Source organism: Pseudomonas sp. RHF3.3-3 (assembly GCF_048069595.1).
Taxonomy (GTDB): domain Bacteria; phylum Pseudomonadota; class Gammaproteobacteria; order Pseudomonadales; family Pseudomonadaceae; genus Aquipseudomonas; species Aquipseudomonas fuscovaginae_B.
In genome coordinates this window covers 3,110,820-3,127,501 of sequence record NZ_CP182250.1, presented here as the reverse complement: position 1 = coordinate 3,127,501, position 16,682 = coordinate 3,110,820, and the positions used below count along the sequence as shown (strand labels likewise).

The window sequence follows — 16,682 nt, the reverse complement described above, 5'->3', positions numbered from 1 at the left end:
AAAAGAGTAATGACATGTCCCACGACACTCCCAACGCTGCGGCGCCGCTCGACGACGCCGAGGGCGAACGCCTCATGCGCCGCGTTCTCTGGCGACTGATCCCGTTCATCTTCCTCTGCTATGTGATCAGCTACCTGGATCGCACCAACGTCGGCTTCGCCGCCATCAGCATGAACCAGGACCTGGGCCTGACCGCGACCCTGTTCGGCTGGGCCGCAGGGCTGTTTTTCTTCGGCTACTTCATCTTTGAAATACCCAGCAACCTGCTGCTGCAACGCTTCGGCGCACGCGTGTGGATTGCGCGGATCATGATCACCTGGGGCCTGGTCTCCATGGCGACGGCGTTCGCCACCGGCCCCATCAGTTTCAGCATCGCACGCTTCCTGCTGGGCCTGGCCGAAGCGGGCTTCACCCCCGGGGTGTACCTGTACTTCACCTACTGGTTCCCGGGCAAATGGCGGGCCAAGGCGACTGCGGCATTCCTCCTGGGAATTCCCGTTGCCAACATCGTCGGCTCGCCGCTGTCCGGCTGGCTGCTGGAACAGCACGGCGTCTGGGGGCTGAAGAACTGGCAGTTGCTGCTGGTGACCGAGGCCATGCCGGCCATGCTGCTGGGCGTTGCCTGCCTGTTCGTGCTGGTCGATACCCCGGCGAAGGCCAAGTGGCTGACCGCGCGCGAAAAAGCCTGGCTCAGCGAAAGGATTTCCAAAGAGCAGCGGACCATTGGCGCATCGCACGGCAATACCCTGCGCGCCGCCCTGACCAACCCCAAGGTGTTTACCCTGGCCGCCATCAATTTCTGCTGTATCGTCGGCTCCATCGGCATCGGTATCTGGCTACCCCAGATCATCAAGGGCCTGGGCATCAGCAACGGGATGGTTGGCCTGGTGGTGGCCCTGCCCTATCTGCTGGGTGCGGTGTCGATGACCCTGTGGGCCCGTCTGGCCAACCGCAGCCAACGGCGACTGCCCTATGTCGTGGCGGCCCTGGCGCTGGCCGCAGTGGCCCTGGTTGCCGCCGCCCTTACGACCCATCCAGTGCTCAGGATCGCCAGCCTCTGCGTGGCCGTGGCCAGCATCCTGTCGTTCCAGGCAACGTTCTGGGCCATTCCCTCGACATTCCTCACCGGCCGCGCCGCGGCGGGAGGCCTGGCGATGATCGTTTCGATCGGCAACCTGGGCGGTTTCACCGGTCCCTTCCTGATCGGCCTGATCAAGGATGCGACCCACAGTTTTACCCTGCCGTTCTTCGCCGTGGCGTCGATCCTGCTGATCGGTACCTGCCTGATGATCTGGCTGGGCGACCCGGCCAAACAGCAGCCGGCACAGCCCCGGGCACTCGAAAGTCACGCCTGAGCCGCCGCGTGGCGCCTTATCGCAAAGGGCGCCGCGCGACCAGGATCACCAGAAGACCGACCGCCAACAGGCCGCCGGCAATCCCCAGGGTTGCCGGCGCACCGCAATGGGCGGCCATCAACCCCGCCAACATGCCGCCCAGCGCTTCGAAACCGAAACGCATGGCGATGTAGAACGCGACTACGCGACCACGCAACTGGGCCGGCGCAGTGCTCTGCAACTGCATGTTGGTGCTGACGTTGTTCAAGGTGATGCCAAACCCCAGCAGCCCCAGGGCCAGCAGCGCCCATGGCAGCGCCTCCGAGAGCCACAGTCCGATCAGGGCCACCGCGCAGAGCAGCGCACCGGCATCGGTAAAGCGCCGCAAGCGCTGCTGCGCGCCCCCGACCGCCAGCACCAGGGTGGCGACAAATGCGCCCGCCCCTGCCGCCCCCCAGAGCCAGCCGAGAATACGCGCATCGCCGGCATACACGGCCTTGGCCAGAATGGGCAGCAAGGCGGCGTAGCAGGAGGCCAGCAGGTTCACCATAATGACGTTGCCCATGAGCTGGCGAACGCTTCGGCTGCGCCACATGTAGGCCAGCCCCTCGCGAAACACCTGGGCAGTCGATCCGGCGGCCTTGGGCGCCGGCGTGCCGCGCACCTTCAGCAGGCCACCGAGCAACGCCAGGAACCCCAGGGCCGTGAGCATGAAACAGGGCGCTTCGCCAGCCAGGGCGATCAGGCCGCCCGCCAGGGGTGGGCCGACGAAACGCGCCGCATTGATGAGCATGGCATTGAGCGCCAGGGCGTTCGGCAAGTCCGCGGGGTCGTCGACGAAACTGCCGATCAGCGCCTGGCGCAAAGGAGTCTCCAGGGCATTGAGCAAACCCAGCAGCAGCGCCATACCGGCGATGAACACTCCATCGATCCAGCCCAGGCTGGTTGCCAGGGCCAGGACAAGCGATTGCACCACCAGCATTCCCTGCACGGCGACCAACAACCGACGCTTGTCATGGCGGTCGATCCAGGCGCCGGCGAGCGGACCGATCAACAGCTGGGGGGCCAGCGAAAGAAAGGTGATCAGGCCCAGCAGGACGGCCGAGCCTGTCAGGTGATAGGCCAGCCAGGACAAGGCGACCTGCTGCACCCATTTGCCCAGGGTCGAGACACCCTGGCCAATGAAGTAGATCTGGAAGTTGCGATAAGCGAGCGCCCGAACGGCCGCGGGCCACGGGTTACGACGAAACGACGATGAATCGGACAAGACTGCGTATCCTCAATAGGCCCGCGTCCGTGTCCAACTCATCGCCTCGTGCATACCGGTGGCGAGGTATGCATTCTGTGCTGAATCAGCCCGGCAGCAGGCAACCTTTCTTCTTCAGGGACTCCAGGACCCAGGAGCGGTCATTGGTACCCTGGGCAATGTGCTCCATCTGGGCGGTTTCGGCAGCATGCTTGGCGGTCGCACGCTCGTAGACTTCGGCAACATGGTCGTAAGGCACGCACAGCAGGCCATCGTCATCACCGATGACCAGGTCGCCCGGCTCGATCACCATACCATCAATGGCGATCGGTACGTTGATCTCACCCGGACCATCCTTGTACGGCCCCCGGTGCGAAATACCGGCGGCAAACATCGGGAAGTCGCCTTCGCCAATGCTCGCGGCATCACGGATCGCGCCATTGACCACGATACCGGCCACACCCCGCTTGACCGCGTAGGCCACCATCATTTCGCCGATCAGGGCGTTGGTCAGGTCGCCTCCGGCGTCCACCACGATGACATCGCCGGGCTCGGCGATATCGATCGCGTAATGCAGCATGAGGTTGTCACCAGGGCGCGCCTTGACGGTCAGTGCCGGGCCGGCGAGTACGCCTGCGCGATGCATCGGGCGCAGACGGGCTCCGCCTGCGGTCATGCGATTCATCGAGTCGCTGACGTTGGCGACCGGAACCTCGCGATAGCGCCCAACCCATTCTGTGCCGACCTTGCGCGCGCGCTCAAGCACTTGGAAGCCAATGCTCATGTGACCTACCTCTCTTGGTTTTTATTGGATGTCTTCGACGGCTGCCGAATCACATTTTTAGAATGTCATTTCATATTTGCATTGGCAAATGCTTTTTCAACCTACATTCGTGGACTAGACGAATAGCAGAATCATTTTCTTGCAACGTCATTTCATTATGTTAGGGTTAATCCATCGCCGCTTCCGAGCGAGCGCATTTGCCCAGACAAGAACAAGGTACTCACGATGTCCCGCACCCTGCTGCTTACCGGCCCTGAACTCGCCGCCGATGCCATGACACTCGCCGCCGAGCACGGCATCCGAGTGATCCCCACCACACCGTATCTGCCGGAGCAGGAGCTGGAAGCGATCATCCGCGCCGAGCAGCCCGACGCGATCATCGTTCGCCAGGGCAAGCTGACCCGCGACATGATCCAGGCTTCGAGCAAACTCAAGGTGATCGCCAAGCATGGTGTCGGCTACAACACCATCGACATCCAGGCCGCCGCGGATCACGGTATCCCGGTCTCCATCGCGGTCGGTGCCAACGCCCAGTCCGTGGCCGAGCATGCCTTTGCATTGATGTTCAGCGTGGCCCGGCAAACCGCGCTGCTCGATGCGCGGATGCGCGATGGGCACTGGGACAAGAGCTCGGCCAACGGCATCGAGCTGTTCGGCAAGACCCTCGGCCTGGTCGGGCTGGGCTCGATCGGCAGCATTCTCATGGACCTGGTCGCGCCCCTGCGCATGAAGGTCAAGGTATACGACCCCTACCTCAAGCAGTTACCGGAGCGCGCCCATGTCGAGCGGGAGGAGGATTTCGATCGCCTGCTGAGCGAAAGCGATATCATCAGCCTGCATTGCCCGCTGACCGAGAGCAACCACAACCTGATCGCTGCCGATCAGTTCGCCCGCATGCGTCCCGAGTGCATCCTGATCAACACCGCACGGGGCGAGCTGATCGACACCGACGCCCTGGTACAGGCGCTGAGCGAGCGCAGGATCGCCGGTGCCGGCCTGGATACCTTCAACCCCGAGCCGCCGCCTGCCGACAGCCCGCTGTGGGGGCTGCCAACACTGGTTGCCACTCCCCATGTCGGCGCCAACACCTCAGCAGCCAGGGATCGGGTCGGACTGGTCGCCCTGGGCCAGGTACTCGACACCTGGGCGGGCAAGGCCCTGGATCCGCGCTGCGTCGTCAATCGCCACCTGCTCGACAACTGATCGATAGACAGGCGCCCGGCCGTTGCCCGGCCGAGCGCCTTCACCCAGCGAAACTCCAGAAAAAAAACAATCGGAGAGCCCCATGAATCCTGCAACTTCCCAGCCTGACGCACTCGAGCGCAGTACCATGCGGCGGGTCGCCTGGCGACTGCTACCCTTCCTCATCGTCTGCTACCTGATCGCGATCATCGACCGCGGCAACATCGGCATGGCCTCGCTGCAGATGAATGCGGACCTTAACCTGACAGCCAAGGTCTTCGGCTTCGCCAGCAGCCTGTTCTTCTTCGCCTACTTCCTCATCGAAGTCCCCAGCAACCTGGCCATGCAGCGCTACGGCGCACGAATCTGGATTGCCCGGATCATGATCACCTGGGGCCTGATCTCCGCCGGCACCGCCTTCGTCCAGGGGGCCAACTCGCTCTATGTGATGCGCTTCCTGCTGGGGGCGGCCGAGGCCGGCTTCTTCCCCGGCGTGCTGCTCTACCTCACCTATTGGCTGCCGTCGGCCTACCGTGCCCGCATGGTGGCGTTGTTCATGGTGGCCATTCCGGCGGCCAACTTCATCGGTTCGCCGTTGTCGGGCCTGCTGCTGGGACTGGACGGCTGGATGGGCATGCGCGGCTGGCATTGGCTGTTCATCCTCGAAGGCATCCCGGCGGTGCTGCTGGGTATCGCCTGCCTGTTCGTGCTGACCGACCGTCCGGAGCAGGCCCAGTGGCTCACCGACGAGCAACGCTCCTGGCTCACCAGCCGCCTGGCTGACGAAGCCTCTAAAAAGACCGCCATCGGCCACATTTCCCTGTGGAAGCTGCTGCGCCACAAGGATATCTGGGTGCTGGCGCTGATCTATTCGGGAGCCTCCGCGGCGGGCAGCACCATGAGCGTGTGGGCGCCACAACTGCTCAAGACCTTCGGCCTGACTTCCCTGCAGATCGGCCTGGTCAATGCCATCCCCTACGGCATCGCCTCGGTACTGATGATCATCTGGGGCCGCAGCTCGGACCGTACCGGTGAACGCCGCTGGCACACCGCCATGACCCTGCTGCTGATCGCCGCCGGCCTGCTGATGACCCTGTTCACCTCGTCGCTGGCCGCCACGGTGTTCATGCTGACCCTGGTGCTGGTCGGTGCCTACTCGATGAAAGGCCCGTTCTGGGCGCTGGTTTCCGGCTGGCTTTCGTCATCCACCGCCGCCGCCGGCCTGGCCGCCGTGGGGGCCATGGCCAACCTGATCGGTGGCGGCCTGATGGTCAACGCCTACGGCGCCATCCACGATGCCACCGGCAGCTATGCCCTGGCGCTGATGCCACTGGCAGCCCTGTGCACCTTCGCCGGCATCAGCGTGCTGGTCATCGGTCGCAAACGCCAGCTTGAGCAGGCCGCACCCGTCCCCGCGGCCAGCGCCAAGTAAGTCGCTGCCCCTCCCCGCGATACCCACCTCCGCCCTCGGCGGTGGGTATCGTGCCCCCAGAACAACAATAATCGAGGTATACCCGATGTCCCTGTCACGTCGTCATTTCCTGCTGGCGGGAGGCGCACTCGGCGCCGCCGCCTCCATGGGCGCCCTGGCCAAGGTGCCCTTCAGCGAGGGGGAAGCCAGCCCCCGACTGACTCCGCCGGCTGGCAGCGTGGACTGCCACATGCACCTGTACGACAGCCGTATCCCGGCGGCCCCCGACGCCACCCTGCTGCCACCCGATGCCTCGCTGGAGGACTACCGCGCGCTGCAGAAACGCCTGGGCATCCGCCGCATGGTGATCGTGACGCCGTCCACCTACGGCACCGACAACCGCGTCATGCTCGATGGCCTGCTGCGCAGCCGGGGGGATGCGCGCGGAGTCGCCGTGGTGGATGGTTCGGTCACCGACGCCGAACTGGCCCGCCTGCAGGACGCCGGCGTACGGGGTATCCGCTTCAACCTCAGCCTCGGCGGTACCGCCCTGGACGATCTCGAGCGTCTGGGCGCACGGGTCAACGAGCTGGGCTGGAATGTCCAGTTCGCAACCGGGCCCTTGCTGCCGGAAGTGGCGCCGCGGCTGCTCAAATTGCCAGGGAGCATCGTCATCGACCACATGGGCCACGTCCCCCAGCCTGAAGGCCTCAAGTCGGCGGCATTTGCCTCGCTCGTGCAATTGCTCGACAGCGGTCGGGCATGGGTGAAGGTCTCGGCACCGTACGTGCGCTCGAAGGTTGGCGCTCCGGGGTTCGAGGATGTCGGGAGGGTGGCCAGCCACCTGATCGGTCGTTACCCCCAGCGCATGCTCTGGGGCAGCGACTGGCCACACCCGACCCTCGCCAGCGGGCAGAAGCCGGATGATGCCTCTGTCCTGGACCTGCTGCTGGCCTGGGCGCCTGAGGAAAGCACCCGCGCCCTGATCCTGCGCGACAACCCTGTCAGCCTGTACGGTTTCTGATTCGCTGCGGGCGCTGCCCCGGCGCCCGCCTCCGTTGCCGACCGTTGGAGGGTTTCAACGGCCTGGCACCGGTTCATGGGGCTTGACCCGCGGCATCACGATGTCATGCTGCTTCACGCGCCGATACAAGGTCGCCCGGGAGATACCCAGGGCTTGCGCCGCCGGCCCCGGCTGCCAGCGATGGCGCACCAGGGCCTCGAGCAACGCCTGGCGTTCGGGGCTGGCGGGGACCTCCGCCCGCACCGGTGGCAAGCGGCCGTGCAGGTCCTCGGGCAGGTCCTCCAGGCGGATGCTGTCACCCGGACAGATGGCGCAGGCGTAGCGCAGGACATGGCGCAACTGGCGCACGTTGCCCGGCCAGCTGTAGCCCAGCAGACACTCCAGGGCCGCAGCCCCCAACCCCAGGCGCATGCCGCAGCGTGCGGCTTCCTCGTCGAGGATGCGGTTGATCAGGTCCAGCTTGTCGCTACGCTCGCGCAGCGGCGGCAGTTCGAAACGCGCACCGCTGAGACGAAAATACAGGTCCTCGCGAAAGGCGCCTTCGGCCACCAGGCTCGCCAGGTCGCGGTGGCTGGCGCAGATCACCTGAATGTCCACCGCCTGCCGCCGCGCCGCCCCCAGCGGCGCCACTTCGCCCTCGGCCAGCGCCCGCAGCAGGCGTGTCTGCAGGGCCAGCGGCATGTCACCGATCTCGTCGAGGAACAACGTGCCGCCATCGGCCTGCTGCAGCAGCCCGCGCGCGCCCTTGCGCTCGGCACCGGTAAAGGCGCCGGCGACATAACCGAACAGCTCGCTCTCGATCAGGCTCTCGGGGATCGCGGCGCAATTGAGCGCCACGAAGGGCTTGTCGCGCCGCGCGCTTTGCTCATGCAACTGGCGCGCGAAGACCTCCTTGCCGGCGCCGGTTTCGCCATGGATCAGCACGGGCAGGTTGCGGTCCTTGACGCGGACCGCCAGGCGCAGGCTCTCGGCGATCCGCCGGTCCGGTTCGCCGGCGGCGTGGCGCGCAGCCGCCCTCTTGTGCGCGCCCCGGGGAACGCTCAGACGAATATGCAGGCCGTGCTCGGCAGCATGCCGCGGGTGCTCGTCGGCGGCCGCGTGCAACAGGTCCGGGTCGAAGACCTCGCCGATGTGCCGTGGCAGTTGCCCATGGCGCTCCAGCAGGTAATGCCGGGCCGAGGGGTTGAGCGCCTGCACGCAACCGTCGGCGTCCCAGGCGAAGAGGAACTCCGGCTGGCTGTCGACATAGCCCGGGGCGGCGTGTGCCCGCAACACCCACAGGCCACGGGTGCTGTGCATGAAGAAGGCGTTTTCGATGTCACGGGCACTCTGCACGGTCATCTGCCGGATCAGGTGCTGGCTGCGGCGGTCATCCGGGGATTCGACGGCCGACACGTCGAGGACACCGAGCAGCTCGCCCCAGGGGTCGAACACCGGTGCCGCCGAGCAGGTCAGGCCGATGAAGGCGGCGCGGAAATGGTCACGCTTGTGCACCGTCACCGGGATGCCATTGGTCAGCACCGCGGCCACGCCACAGGTGCCCTCCTCGCCTTCCGACCAGCAGGTTCCCAGGTACAGCCCGGCACGCCGGCAATCGGCACGGATCGCCGACTCCACGCGATAGTCGATGGTATTGCCCTGGGCGTCGGTGAGCAGCACACAGTAGTCGGCGTCGCGCACCCGGCCATGCAACCGCGAGACCTCCTCGCCGGCGATGCACAGGAAGCTCTCGGCGCGCTCGCGGTATTCCCTGAGCAGCGTCTGGCTCAGGATCCGCGGGCCCTGCAGGGAGCCCGGATCCAGGTGGTGCTGCTCCATCGAGCGGCGCCAGGAGTCGAGGATCAGGTTCGGTACCGGCGCTTCAGGCAAGCGGCCAGCATGACGCAACACACGGCTGACACAGTCCACGTGGGCTCTGGAGTAGGCAGGAAGCATGGGGCCTCCACGGCGTGTTTCATTGTTCTTGTTGCGCTCATTTAAGCCCCGCCTCGCCTGCGGGACAAGTGCCACGAACAGACGGCGGCCGACTGAGACGCAGCGTCTCAACGTCTCACCGCAACGCCGGGCAGGCTGACATGGCCCGTCTCATTCGGCTGTGGTCCCAGGCCCCGCCCGATACGGCACCAACCGCTCTGGCCCGCCACATGTGCCGTCATGAATAGCGCCCTGGCACCGCCCTTGCTATGACCCGGCAGACACCGGGACGTCATCCCGCACCCACAACAACAATCAGAGGTGCCTCATGTCCGCCACTGTTGCTTCGCCCTGCTTCCTGGCCGCCAAGGTCGCCCTGATCAACGCCGTCGGTGGCGGCCTGTCCCTATGAGCGCCGCCCTGCGTGTCGGCATCATCGCCAACCCCGCCTCGGGACGGGACCTGCGCCGCCTGACCGCGAATGCCGGGCTCTACTCCAGCACCGACAAGGCCGCCGTGGTCCAGCGCCTGCTGGGCGCCTTCGGTGCCACCGGCATCGAGGAGGTGCTGATGCCACCGGACATGACCGGCATCGCCGCGGCCGTGCTCAAGGCGAGCAGCGGCCGCCACGCCCGCGAAAGCCGCTGGCCACGCCTGGAGTTCCTCGACATGCCGCTGCGCCAGAGCGTGGAGGACACCCGCCTGGCCGCGCGCCTGCTGGTCGAGCGAGGCGTCAGCCTGGTGGCCGTGCTCGGTGGCGACGGCACGCACAAGGCAGTGGCCGCCGAGGTCGGTGACATCCCCCTGCTGTGCCTGTCCACCGGAACCAACAACGCCTTCCCGGAGCTGCGCGAGGCCACCGGGGCCGGGCTGGCCGGCGGGCTCTATGCCAGCGGGCGGATTCCCCCGCAGGTCGGCCTGCGGCGCAACAAGCGCCTGCGCGTGCGGCTGGCGGCACGGGGTATCGACGAGATCGCCCTGGTGGAGGTCGCCGTCTCGCCGCTGACCTTCACCGGCGCCCGCGCCATCAGCCGCGCCGAGGACCTGGCGGAAATCCACGCGGCGTTCGCCGAGCCCCACGCCATCGGCCTGTCCTCGCTGTGCGGGTTGTGGAACCCGGTGTCGCGGCGCTGTCCCCGCGGCAGTTGGCTGCGCCTCTCCCCGCAGGCTGACGAGGCACTGCTGGCGCCGCTGGCCCCGGGCCTGCTGCAAGCCTGCGGCATCGTCGCCAGCGGCAGCCTCGAACCGGGTGTGCCGCGCCTGCCGCTGCTGGCCGCCGGCACCCTGGCGCTGGACGGTGAACGCGAGATCGAGTTCGTCGCCGCCGACCGCCCCAGCATCACCCTCGAACTTGACGGCCCGCTGAGCATCGACGTCGAGGCCGCCCTGGCCTTCGCCGCCCACCATCACCTGCTGGCCGTTGCCGGCAAGCCCGTGAACCACCCTGGAGAACAAGAAAATGTCCACGCTACCGACTGAACAACTGCTCCATGCCTATCGCGTGATGCGCACCATTCGCGCCTTCGAGGAACGCCTGCACGTGGAGTTCGCCACCGGCGAGATTCCCGGCTTCGTGCACCTGTACGCCGGCGAGGAGGCCTCCGCCGCCGGGGTCATGGCCCACCTCGACGACGAGGACTGTATCGCCTCCACCCACCGCGGCCACGGTCACTGCATCGCCAAGGGGGTGGACGTGTACGGCATGATGGCCGAGATCTACGGCAAGAAGACCGGCGTCTGCCAGGGCAAGGGTGGCTCCATGCACATCGCCGACCTGTCCAAGGGCATGCTCGGCGCCAACGGCATCGTCGGCGCCGGCGCACCGCTGGCGGCCGGTGCGGCACTGGCCGCCAAACTCAAGGGCAACCGCGCGGTGGCCGTGGCCTTCTTCGGCGACGGCGGCTCCAACGAGGGTGCGGTGTTCGAGGCGATGAACCTGGCCTCGGTGTGGAACCTGCCGTGCATCTTCGTTGCCGAGAACAACGGCTACGCCGAGGCCACGGCCTCGAACTGGTCGGTGGCCTGCGATCACATCGCCGACCGTGCCGCCGGTTTCGGCATGCCCGGGGTGACGGTGGACGGCTTCGACTTCTTCGCCGTGCACGAAGCCGCCGGGGCCGCCATCGAACGCGCCCGCGCCGGCGAGGGCCCGTCGCTGATCGAGGTGAAACTCACCCGCTACTACGGCCACTTCGAAGGCGATGCCCAGACCTACCGTGCCCCCGATGAGGTCAAGCACTACCGCGAAACCCGCGACTGCCTGATGCAGTTCCGCGAACGCACCGTGCGCGCCGGCCTGCTGCAGGCCAGCGCCCTGGACGGCATCGACGCCGAAGTGCACGCGAGCATCGATGAAGCCGTGCTGCGGGCCAAGGCCGATCCCAAGCCGTCGCCAGCCGACCTGCTGAGCGACGTGTACGTCGCCTACCCCTGAGATCAGCCGCCGGGCGCCGTGCGACAGACCCGCACCCCGGCCCATGGAACAACAAGAGGAGAGCCATCATGGCCAGAAAGATCAGTTACCAGCAGGCCATCAACGAAGCCCTGGCCCAGGAAATGCGCCGCGACCAGACGGTGTTCATCATGGGCGAGGATAACGCCGGCGGTGCTGGCGCACCCGGTGAGGACGACGCCTGGGGCGGCGTGCTCGGCGTCACCAAGGGCCTGTTCCACCAGTTCCCCGGCCGCGTGCTGGATACCCCGCTGTCGGAGATCGGCTACGTCGGTGCCGCCGTGGGCGCCGCGACCCGTGGCCTGCGCCCGGTGTGCGAACTGATGTTCGTCGATTTCGCCGGCTGCTGCCTGGACCAGATCCTCAACCAGGCGGCCAAGTTCCGCTACATGTTCGGTGGCAAGGCGGTGACCCCGCTGGTGATCCGCACCATGGTCGGTGCCGGCCTGCGCGCCGCCGCCCAGCACTCGCAGATGCTCACCGCGCTCTGGACGCATATCCCCGGGCTCAAGGTGGTCTGCCCGTCCTCGCCGTATGACGCCAAGGGGCTGCTGATCCAGGCCATCCGCGACAACGACCCGGTGATCTTCTGCGAACACAAGCTGCTCTACTCGATGCAGGGCGAGGTGCCGGAGGAGCTGTACACCGTGCCCTTCGGCGAAGCCAACTTCCTGCGCGAGGGTGATGACGTGACCCTGGTGACCTACGGGCGCATGGTGCACCTGGCCATGGACGCCGCCGCCAGCCTGGCGCGCCAGGGAGTCTCCTGCGAGGTGCTGGACCTGCGCACCACCAGCCCGCTGGACGCCGACAGCATCCTCGAAAGCGTGGAAAAGACCGGTCGCCTGGTGGTGATCGACGAGGCCAACCCCCGTTGCTCCATGGCCACCGACATCGCCGCGCTGGTGGCCGAACAGGCGTTCGATTCGCTCAAGGGCCCGATCCGCCAGGTCACCGCGCCGCACACACCGGTGCCCTTCTCCGACGCCCTGGAAGACCTGTATATCCCCAGCGCGGCGAAGATCGAGGCCACGGTCCTGGAACTGGTGCAAGGGAGGAAGGTGGCATGAGCCGAATCCATACCCTGACCATGCCCAAGTGGGGCCTGTCGATGACCGAGGGGCGTATCGACTCGTGGCTCAAAGATAACGGCGACGTCATCGAGAAAGGCGACGAGGTGCTCGATGTGGAGACCGACAAGATCAGCAGCAGCGTCGAGGCGCCCTTCAGCGGCATCCTTCGCCGGCAGGTGGCACGCGAGGAAGAAGTCCTGCCGGTCGGCGCCCTGCTGGGCGTGGTCGTCGAAGGTGAAGCCAGCGACGAAGAGATCGACGAAGTGGTCAGGCGCTTCCAGGCCGAGTTCGTTCCGAACGGCGGCAGCGAGGCTGACAGCGGGCCCACACCACAGAAAGTCGAGCTGCAGGGGCGTGTCGTGCGTTACTTCGAGCGCGGCGAAGGCGGCGTACCGCTGGTGCTGATCCACGGTTTCGGCGGCGACCTGAACAACTGGCTGTTCAACCACGAGGCGCTGGCGGCCGGACGCCGGGTCATCGCTCTGGACCTGCCGGGCCATGGCGAGTCGGGCAAGACGCTGCAACGCGGCGACCTCGACGAATTGAGCGGCGCGGTACTCGCCCTGCTCGATCACCTCGATATCCAGCAGGCACACCTGGCCGGGCACTCCATGGGCGGCGCGGTGGCGCTCAATACCGCACGGCTGGCGCCTCGGCGGGTGCGCACGTTGAGCCTGCTGGCCAGCGCCGGGCTGGGCACGCAGATCAACGGCGACTACCTGCAAGGCTTCGTCAGGGCCAACAGTCGCAACGAGCTCAAGCCGCAGTTGGTGCAGCTGTTCTCCGACCCGGCGCTGGTCAACCGGCAGATGCTCGAGGACATGCTCAAGTACAAGCGGCTCGAAGGTGTGGGCACGGCGCTGCAGCAGCTTGCCGACCAGCTCTTCGCCAACGGCCGGCAGCAGCACGACCTGCGCCATGTCCTGGATACCGCCGAACACTCGGCCCTGGTGATCTGGGGCGAGGCGGACGCGATCATCCCGGCCAGCCACGCCGAGGGGCTGCCTGCCGAAGTTCACGTGCTGCCCAAACAGGCCCACATGCTCCAGCTCGAAGACGCCGAGGCGGTCAACGCCCTGCTGCTGGACTTCCTCAAACGCCATTGACCAACGAGGGTCCGCCCATAGGGCCGGGCCCCAGGAGACAGCCATGACCCTCAACACCAACAGCATGCGTGCCGCGGTCTGGCACGGCCGCAACGATATCCGTGTGGAAAACGTGCCGCTGCCGGGTGACCCGCCAGCCGGCTGGGTGCAGATCCGCGTGCACTGGTGCGGCATCTGCGGTTCGGACCTGCACGAGTACGTCGCCGGTCCCGTGTTCATACCGGTGCAAGCGCCACACCCGCTCACCGGCATCAAGGGCCAGTGCATTCTCGGCCACGAATTCTGCGGCGAAATCGTCAAGCTCGGCCCCGGCGTCGAAGGCTTCAGCAGCGGCGAGGTCGTCGCGGCCGACGCCTGCCAGCACTGCGGGACCTGCTATTACTGTCGCAACGGTCTGTACAACATCTGCGAGAACCTGGCCTTCACCGGCCTGATGAACAACGGCGCCTTCGCCCAATGGGTCAACGTACCGGCCAACCTGCTGTACAAGCTCCCCGCGGGCTTCCCCGCCGAAGCCGGGGCGTTGATCGAGCCGCTGGCGGTGGGCATGCACGCGGTGAAGAAGGCCGGCAGCCTGCTGGGGCGCAACGTGGTCGTAGTCGGCGCGGGCACCATCGGCCTGTGCACCATCATGTGCGCCAAGGCCGCCGGTGCCGCGCAGGTGATCGCGCTGGAGATGTCCTCGGCCCGCAAGGCCAAGGCCCGTGAGGTCGGCGCCAGCCATGTGCTCGATCCGAACGAATGCGACGTGCTGGCGGAGGTGCGCCGCCTCACCCAAGGCCTGGGGGCGGACGTCAGCTTCGAGTGCATCGGCAACCAGCACACTGCCAAGCTGGCCATCGACGCCATCCGCAAGGCCGGCACCTGCGTGCTGGTGGGCATCTTCGAGGAACCCAGTTCGTTCAACTTCTTCGAACTGGTGGCGACCGAGAAGCAGGTGTTCGGCTCGCTGGCCTACAACGGCGAGTTTGCCGATGTGATCGCCTTCATTGCCGACGGCCGCCTGGACATCGCCCCGCTGGTCACCGGACGCATCGAGCTTGAAGACATCGTCGAGAAGGGCTTCCAGGAGCTCGTGAACAACAAGGAGCACAACGTGAAGATTATCGTTTCACCCCAAGTGCCTTGAGTTTCACCTTGAGGGCCGCAGGTTGCGGCCCTCTTCAGTCATGCAGCCGGTATCAGACCCCACCTGTTACATCGGTGAACAGCAGAATCTCCCCTCCAGAAGCTGACGGAAAAGTAATGTCGGGCTCAGGTCGCTGACAGCACGGGATCACTAACTTGATCACGAAGCCAGGGACCAGGCCGGCCGCATTGGCCTGCCTGGAGACCCGCGAATCATCTGACTGGACGCAACGGCATGCAAAGCAAAACCACGAGACGTTCCTTCGTCAAGGGCCTGGCCGCCACCGGCCTGCTGGGCGGGCTGGGCATGTGGCGCGCCCCGGTTTGGGCGCTGACCAGCCCGGGCCAGCCGAATGTGCTGACGGGCACCGACTTCGATCTCTACATCGGTGAGCTGCCGGTGAACATCACCGGCACCCCACGCACGGCAATGGCAATCAACGGTTCCCTGCCCGGGCCGACTCTTCGCTGGCGCGAAGGCGATACCGTCACGCTGCGCGTGCATAACCGCCTCAGGCAGGACACCTCCCTCCACTGGCACGGCATCATCCTGCCGGCGAACATGGACGGCGTGCCAGGCCTGAGCTTCCACGGCATCGCGCCCGATGGCCTGTACGAATACAGGTTCAAGGTCCGCCAGAGCGGCACCTACTGGTACCACAGCCACTCCGGCCTCCAGGAGCAGGTGGGCGTGTACGGCGCACTGGTGATCGATGCCAGGGACCCCGAGCCATTCACCCACGAACGTGATTACGTCGTCATGCTCAGCGACTGGACAGACGAGGACCCGGCGAGGGTTGCCTCCAGGCTCAAGAAGCAGTCCGACTACTACAACTTCCACAAGCGGACCGTCGCGGACTTCATCAGCGATGTGAGCGAGACGGGTTGGTCGGCCGCGTTAGCCGATCGCAGGATGTGGGCCGAGATGAGGATGAACCCTACCGATCTGGCCGACGTGAGCGGGTACACCTACACCTACCTCATGAACGGCCAGGCCCCGGACGGCAACTGGACCGGCGTATTCAAGCCCGGCGAGAAAATCCGCCTGCGCTTCATCAACGCCTGCGCCATGAGCTATTTCGATGTGCGGATTCCCGGCCTCAGGATGACGGTGGTAGCCGCGGATGGGCAACCCGTCCATCCGGTTTCGGTCGACGAGTTCCGCATCGCCGTTGCGGAAACCTACGATGTCATCGTCGAGCCTGAAGACCAGCCGGCCTACACCATTTTCGCTCAGTCCATGGATCGCACCGGGTACGCCAGGGGCACCCTGGCCGTCCGCGAAGGCTTGCAAGCCCGGGTGCCGGCGGTCGACCCGCGCCCCCTGCTGTCCATGAATGACATGGGCATGGATCACGGCGGGATGGATCACGGCGCCATGCCGGGCGGTATGCCGGGCATGGACCACGGCACGATGGCCGGCATGGACCACGCCGGCATGACCGGCCTGAGCACGACGCGGCAGGGCCATCCGGATTCGGAGAAGCACAATCCCCTGGTCGACATGCAGGCGACGAACCCGCTACCGAAGCTGAACGATCCGGGCATCGGGCTGCGTAATAACGGACGCCGCGTGCTGACCTATGCGGACCTGCGCAGCACCTTCCCCGACCCGGACGGCCGGGAGCCGGGCCGCACGCTCGAGTTGCACCTGACCGGCCACATGGAGAAATTCGCCTGGTCCTTCGACGGCATCAAATTCTCCGATGCCGAACCGCTGCGCCTCAGGTACGGCGAGCGCCTGCGCATCACCCTGGTCAACGACACCATGATGGCTCACCCCGTCCACCTCCACGGCATGTGGAGTGATCTGGAGGATGAGAACGGCCGTTTCCAGGTGCGCAAGCACACGATCGACATGCCGCCCGGCTCAAAACGAAGCTATAGGGTAACGGCCGATGCGCTGGGGCGTTGGGCCTATCACTGCCACCTGCTGTTCCATATGGAAATGGGCATGTTCCGGGAAGTCCGCGTGGAAGAATGACGGGAGATTCGAGATGACCCCACCGATGCAGCGTAACGCCCTTT

13 protein-coding genes are annotated in these 16,682 nt (G+C 66.1%); 10 read left to right on the top strand and 3 right to left on the bottom strand.

Features of this window, described 5'->3' with window-relative positions; all coding sequences use genetic code 11:
• Positions 1-14: 14 nt before the first annotated feature.
• Positions 15-1,355: an MFS transporter gene (locus ACMGT0_RS14370; RefSeq protein WP_416773143.1), complete on the top strand. Its 1,341-nt coding sequence runs from the start codon at positions 15-17 to the stop codon at positions 1,353-1,355.
• A 16-nt stretch (positions 1,356-1,371) separates the two neighbouring features.
• Here the strand turns inward: ACMGT0_RS14370 and ACMGT0_RS14365 are convergent, their stop codons facing one another.
• Positions 1,372-2,601 (bottom strand): MFS transporter, encoded by a 1,230-nt coding sequence (locus ACMGT0_RS14365; RefSeq protein ID WP_416773141.1) that lies wholly within the window; start codon positions 2,599-2,601, stop codon positions 1,372-1,374.
• Between the two features lie 85 nt (positions 2,602-2,686).
• A complete protein-coding gene (locus ACMGT0_RS14360) occupies positions 2,687-3,364 on the bottom strand; it encodes an RraA family protein (RefSeq protein WP_416773139.1) in 678 nt (225 codons plus the stop codon).
• Positions 3,365-3,589: 225 nt separating this feature from the next.
• Between ACMGT0_RS14360 and ACMGT0_RS14355 the strand changes: the two genes are divergently transcribed.
• The 3 genes from ACMGT0_RS14355 (at position 3,590) to ACMGT0_RS14345 (ending at position 6,981) form a co-directional block, all read left to right on the top strand.
• Positions 3,590-4,567 carry a hydroxyacid dehydrogenase gene (locus tag ACMGT0_RS14355; protein ID WP_054059559.1) on the top strand — a complete coding sequence of 326 codons (978 nt, stop codon included), beginning with the start codon at positions 3,590-3,592 and terminating at the stop codon, positions 4,565-4,567.
• Positions 4,568-4,649: 82 nt separating this feature from the next.
• Positions 4,650-5,978: an MFS transporter gene (locus tag ACMGT0_RS14350; protein ID WP_054059560.1), complete on the top strand. Its 1,329-nt coding sequence runs from the start codon at positions 4,650-4,652 to the stop codon at positions 5,976-5,978.
• A gap of 85 nt (positions 5,979-6,063) precedes the next feature.
• Positions 6,064-6,981, top strand: a complete 918-nt coding sequence (locus tag ACMGT0_RS14345; protein WP_416773137.1) for an amidohydrolase family protein — start codon at positions 6,064-6,066, stop codon at positions 6,979-6,981.
• 54 nt (positions 6,982-7,035) lie between these two features.
• Here ACMGT0_RS14345 and ACMGT0_RS14340 read toward each other — a convergent pair whose 3' ends face one another.
• Positions 7,036-8,916: a sigma-54-dependent Fis family transcriptional regulator gene (locus tag ACMGT0_RS14340; protein WP_416773135.1), complete on the bottom strand. Its 1,881-nt coding sequence runs from the start codon at positions 8,914-8,916 to the stop codon at positions 7,036-7,038.
• 387 nt (positions 8,917-9,303) lie between these two features.
• Between ACMGT0_RS14340 and ACMGT0_RS14335 the strand changes: the two genes are divergently transcribed.
• From ACMGT0_RS14335 to ACMGT0_RS14310, 6 genes are all read left to right on the top strand, one after another.
• The gene (locus tag ACMGT0_RS14335; RefSeq protein WP_416773133.1) at positions 9,304-10,374 is read left to right on the top strand and encodes an ATP-NAD kinase family protein; all 1,071 of its coding nucleotides are present in this window, start codon (positions 9,304-9,306) and stop codon (positions 10,372-10,374) included.
• Positions 10,355-11,329 carry a thiamine pyrophosphate-dependent dehydrogenase E1 component subunit alpha gene (locus ACMGT0_RS14330; protein ID WP_054062389.1) on the top strand — a complete coding sequence of 325 codons (975 nt, stop codon included), beginning with the start codon at positions 10,355-10,357 and terminating at the stop codon, positions 11,327-11,329. The genes ACMGT0_RS14335 and ACMGT0_RS14330 overlap by 20 nt, the downstream gene beginning before the upstream one ends.
• 68 nt (positions 11,330-11,397) lie before the next feature.
• On the top strand, positions 11,398-12,417 hold the full coding sequence (locus ACMGT0_RS14325; RefSeq protein WP_054060718.1) for an alpha-ketoacid dehydrogenase subunit beta: 1,020 nt from the start codon (positions 11,398-11,400) through the stop codon (positions 12,415-12,417).
• On the top strand, positions 12,414-13,526 hold the full coding sequence (locus ACMGT0_RS14320; RefSeq protein WP_416773130.1) for an acetoin dehydrogenase dihydrolipoyllysine-residue acetyltransferase subunit: 1,113 nt from the start codon (positions 12,414-12,416) through the stop codon (positions 13,524-13,526). The genes ACMGT0_RS14325 and ACMGT0_RS14320 overlap by 4 nt, the downstream gene beginning before the upstream one ends.
• Before the next feature lie 64 nt (positions 13,527-13,590).
• Complete coding sequence (locus ACMGT0_RS14315; RefSeq protein ID WP_241494296.1) at positions 13,591-14,655, top strand: 2,3-butanediol dehydrogenase; 1,065 nt, start codon at positions 13,591-13,593, stop codon at positions 14,653-14,655.
• Between the two features lie 234 nt (positions 14,656-14,889).
• Entirely contained in the window at positions 14,890-16,638 is a 1,749-nt protein-coding gene (locus ACMGT0_RS14310) for a copper resistance system multicopper oxidase (protein ID WP_416773129.1), read from the top strand.
• Positions 16,639-16,682 lie beyond the last annotated feature (44 nt).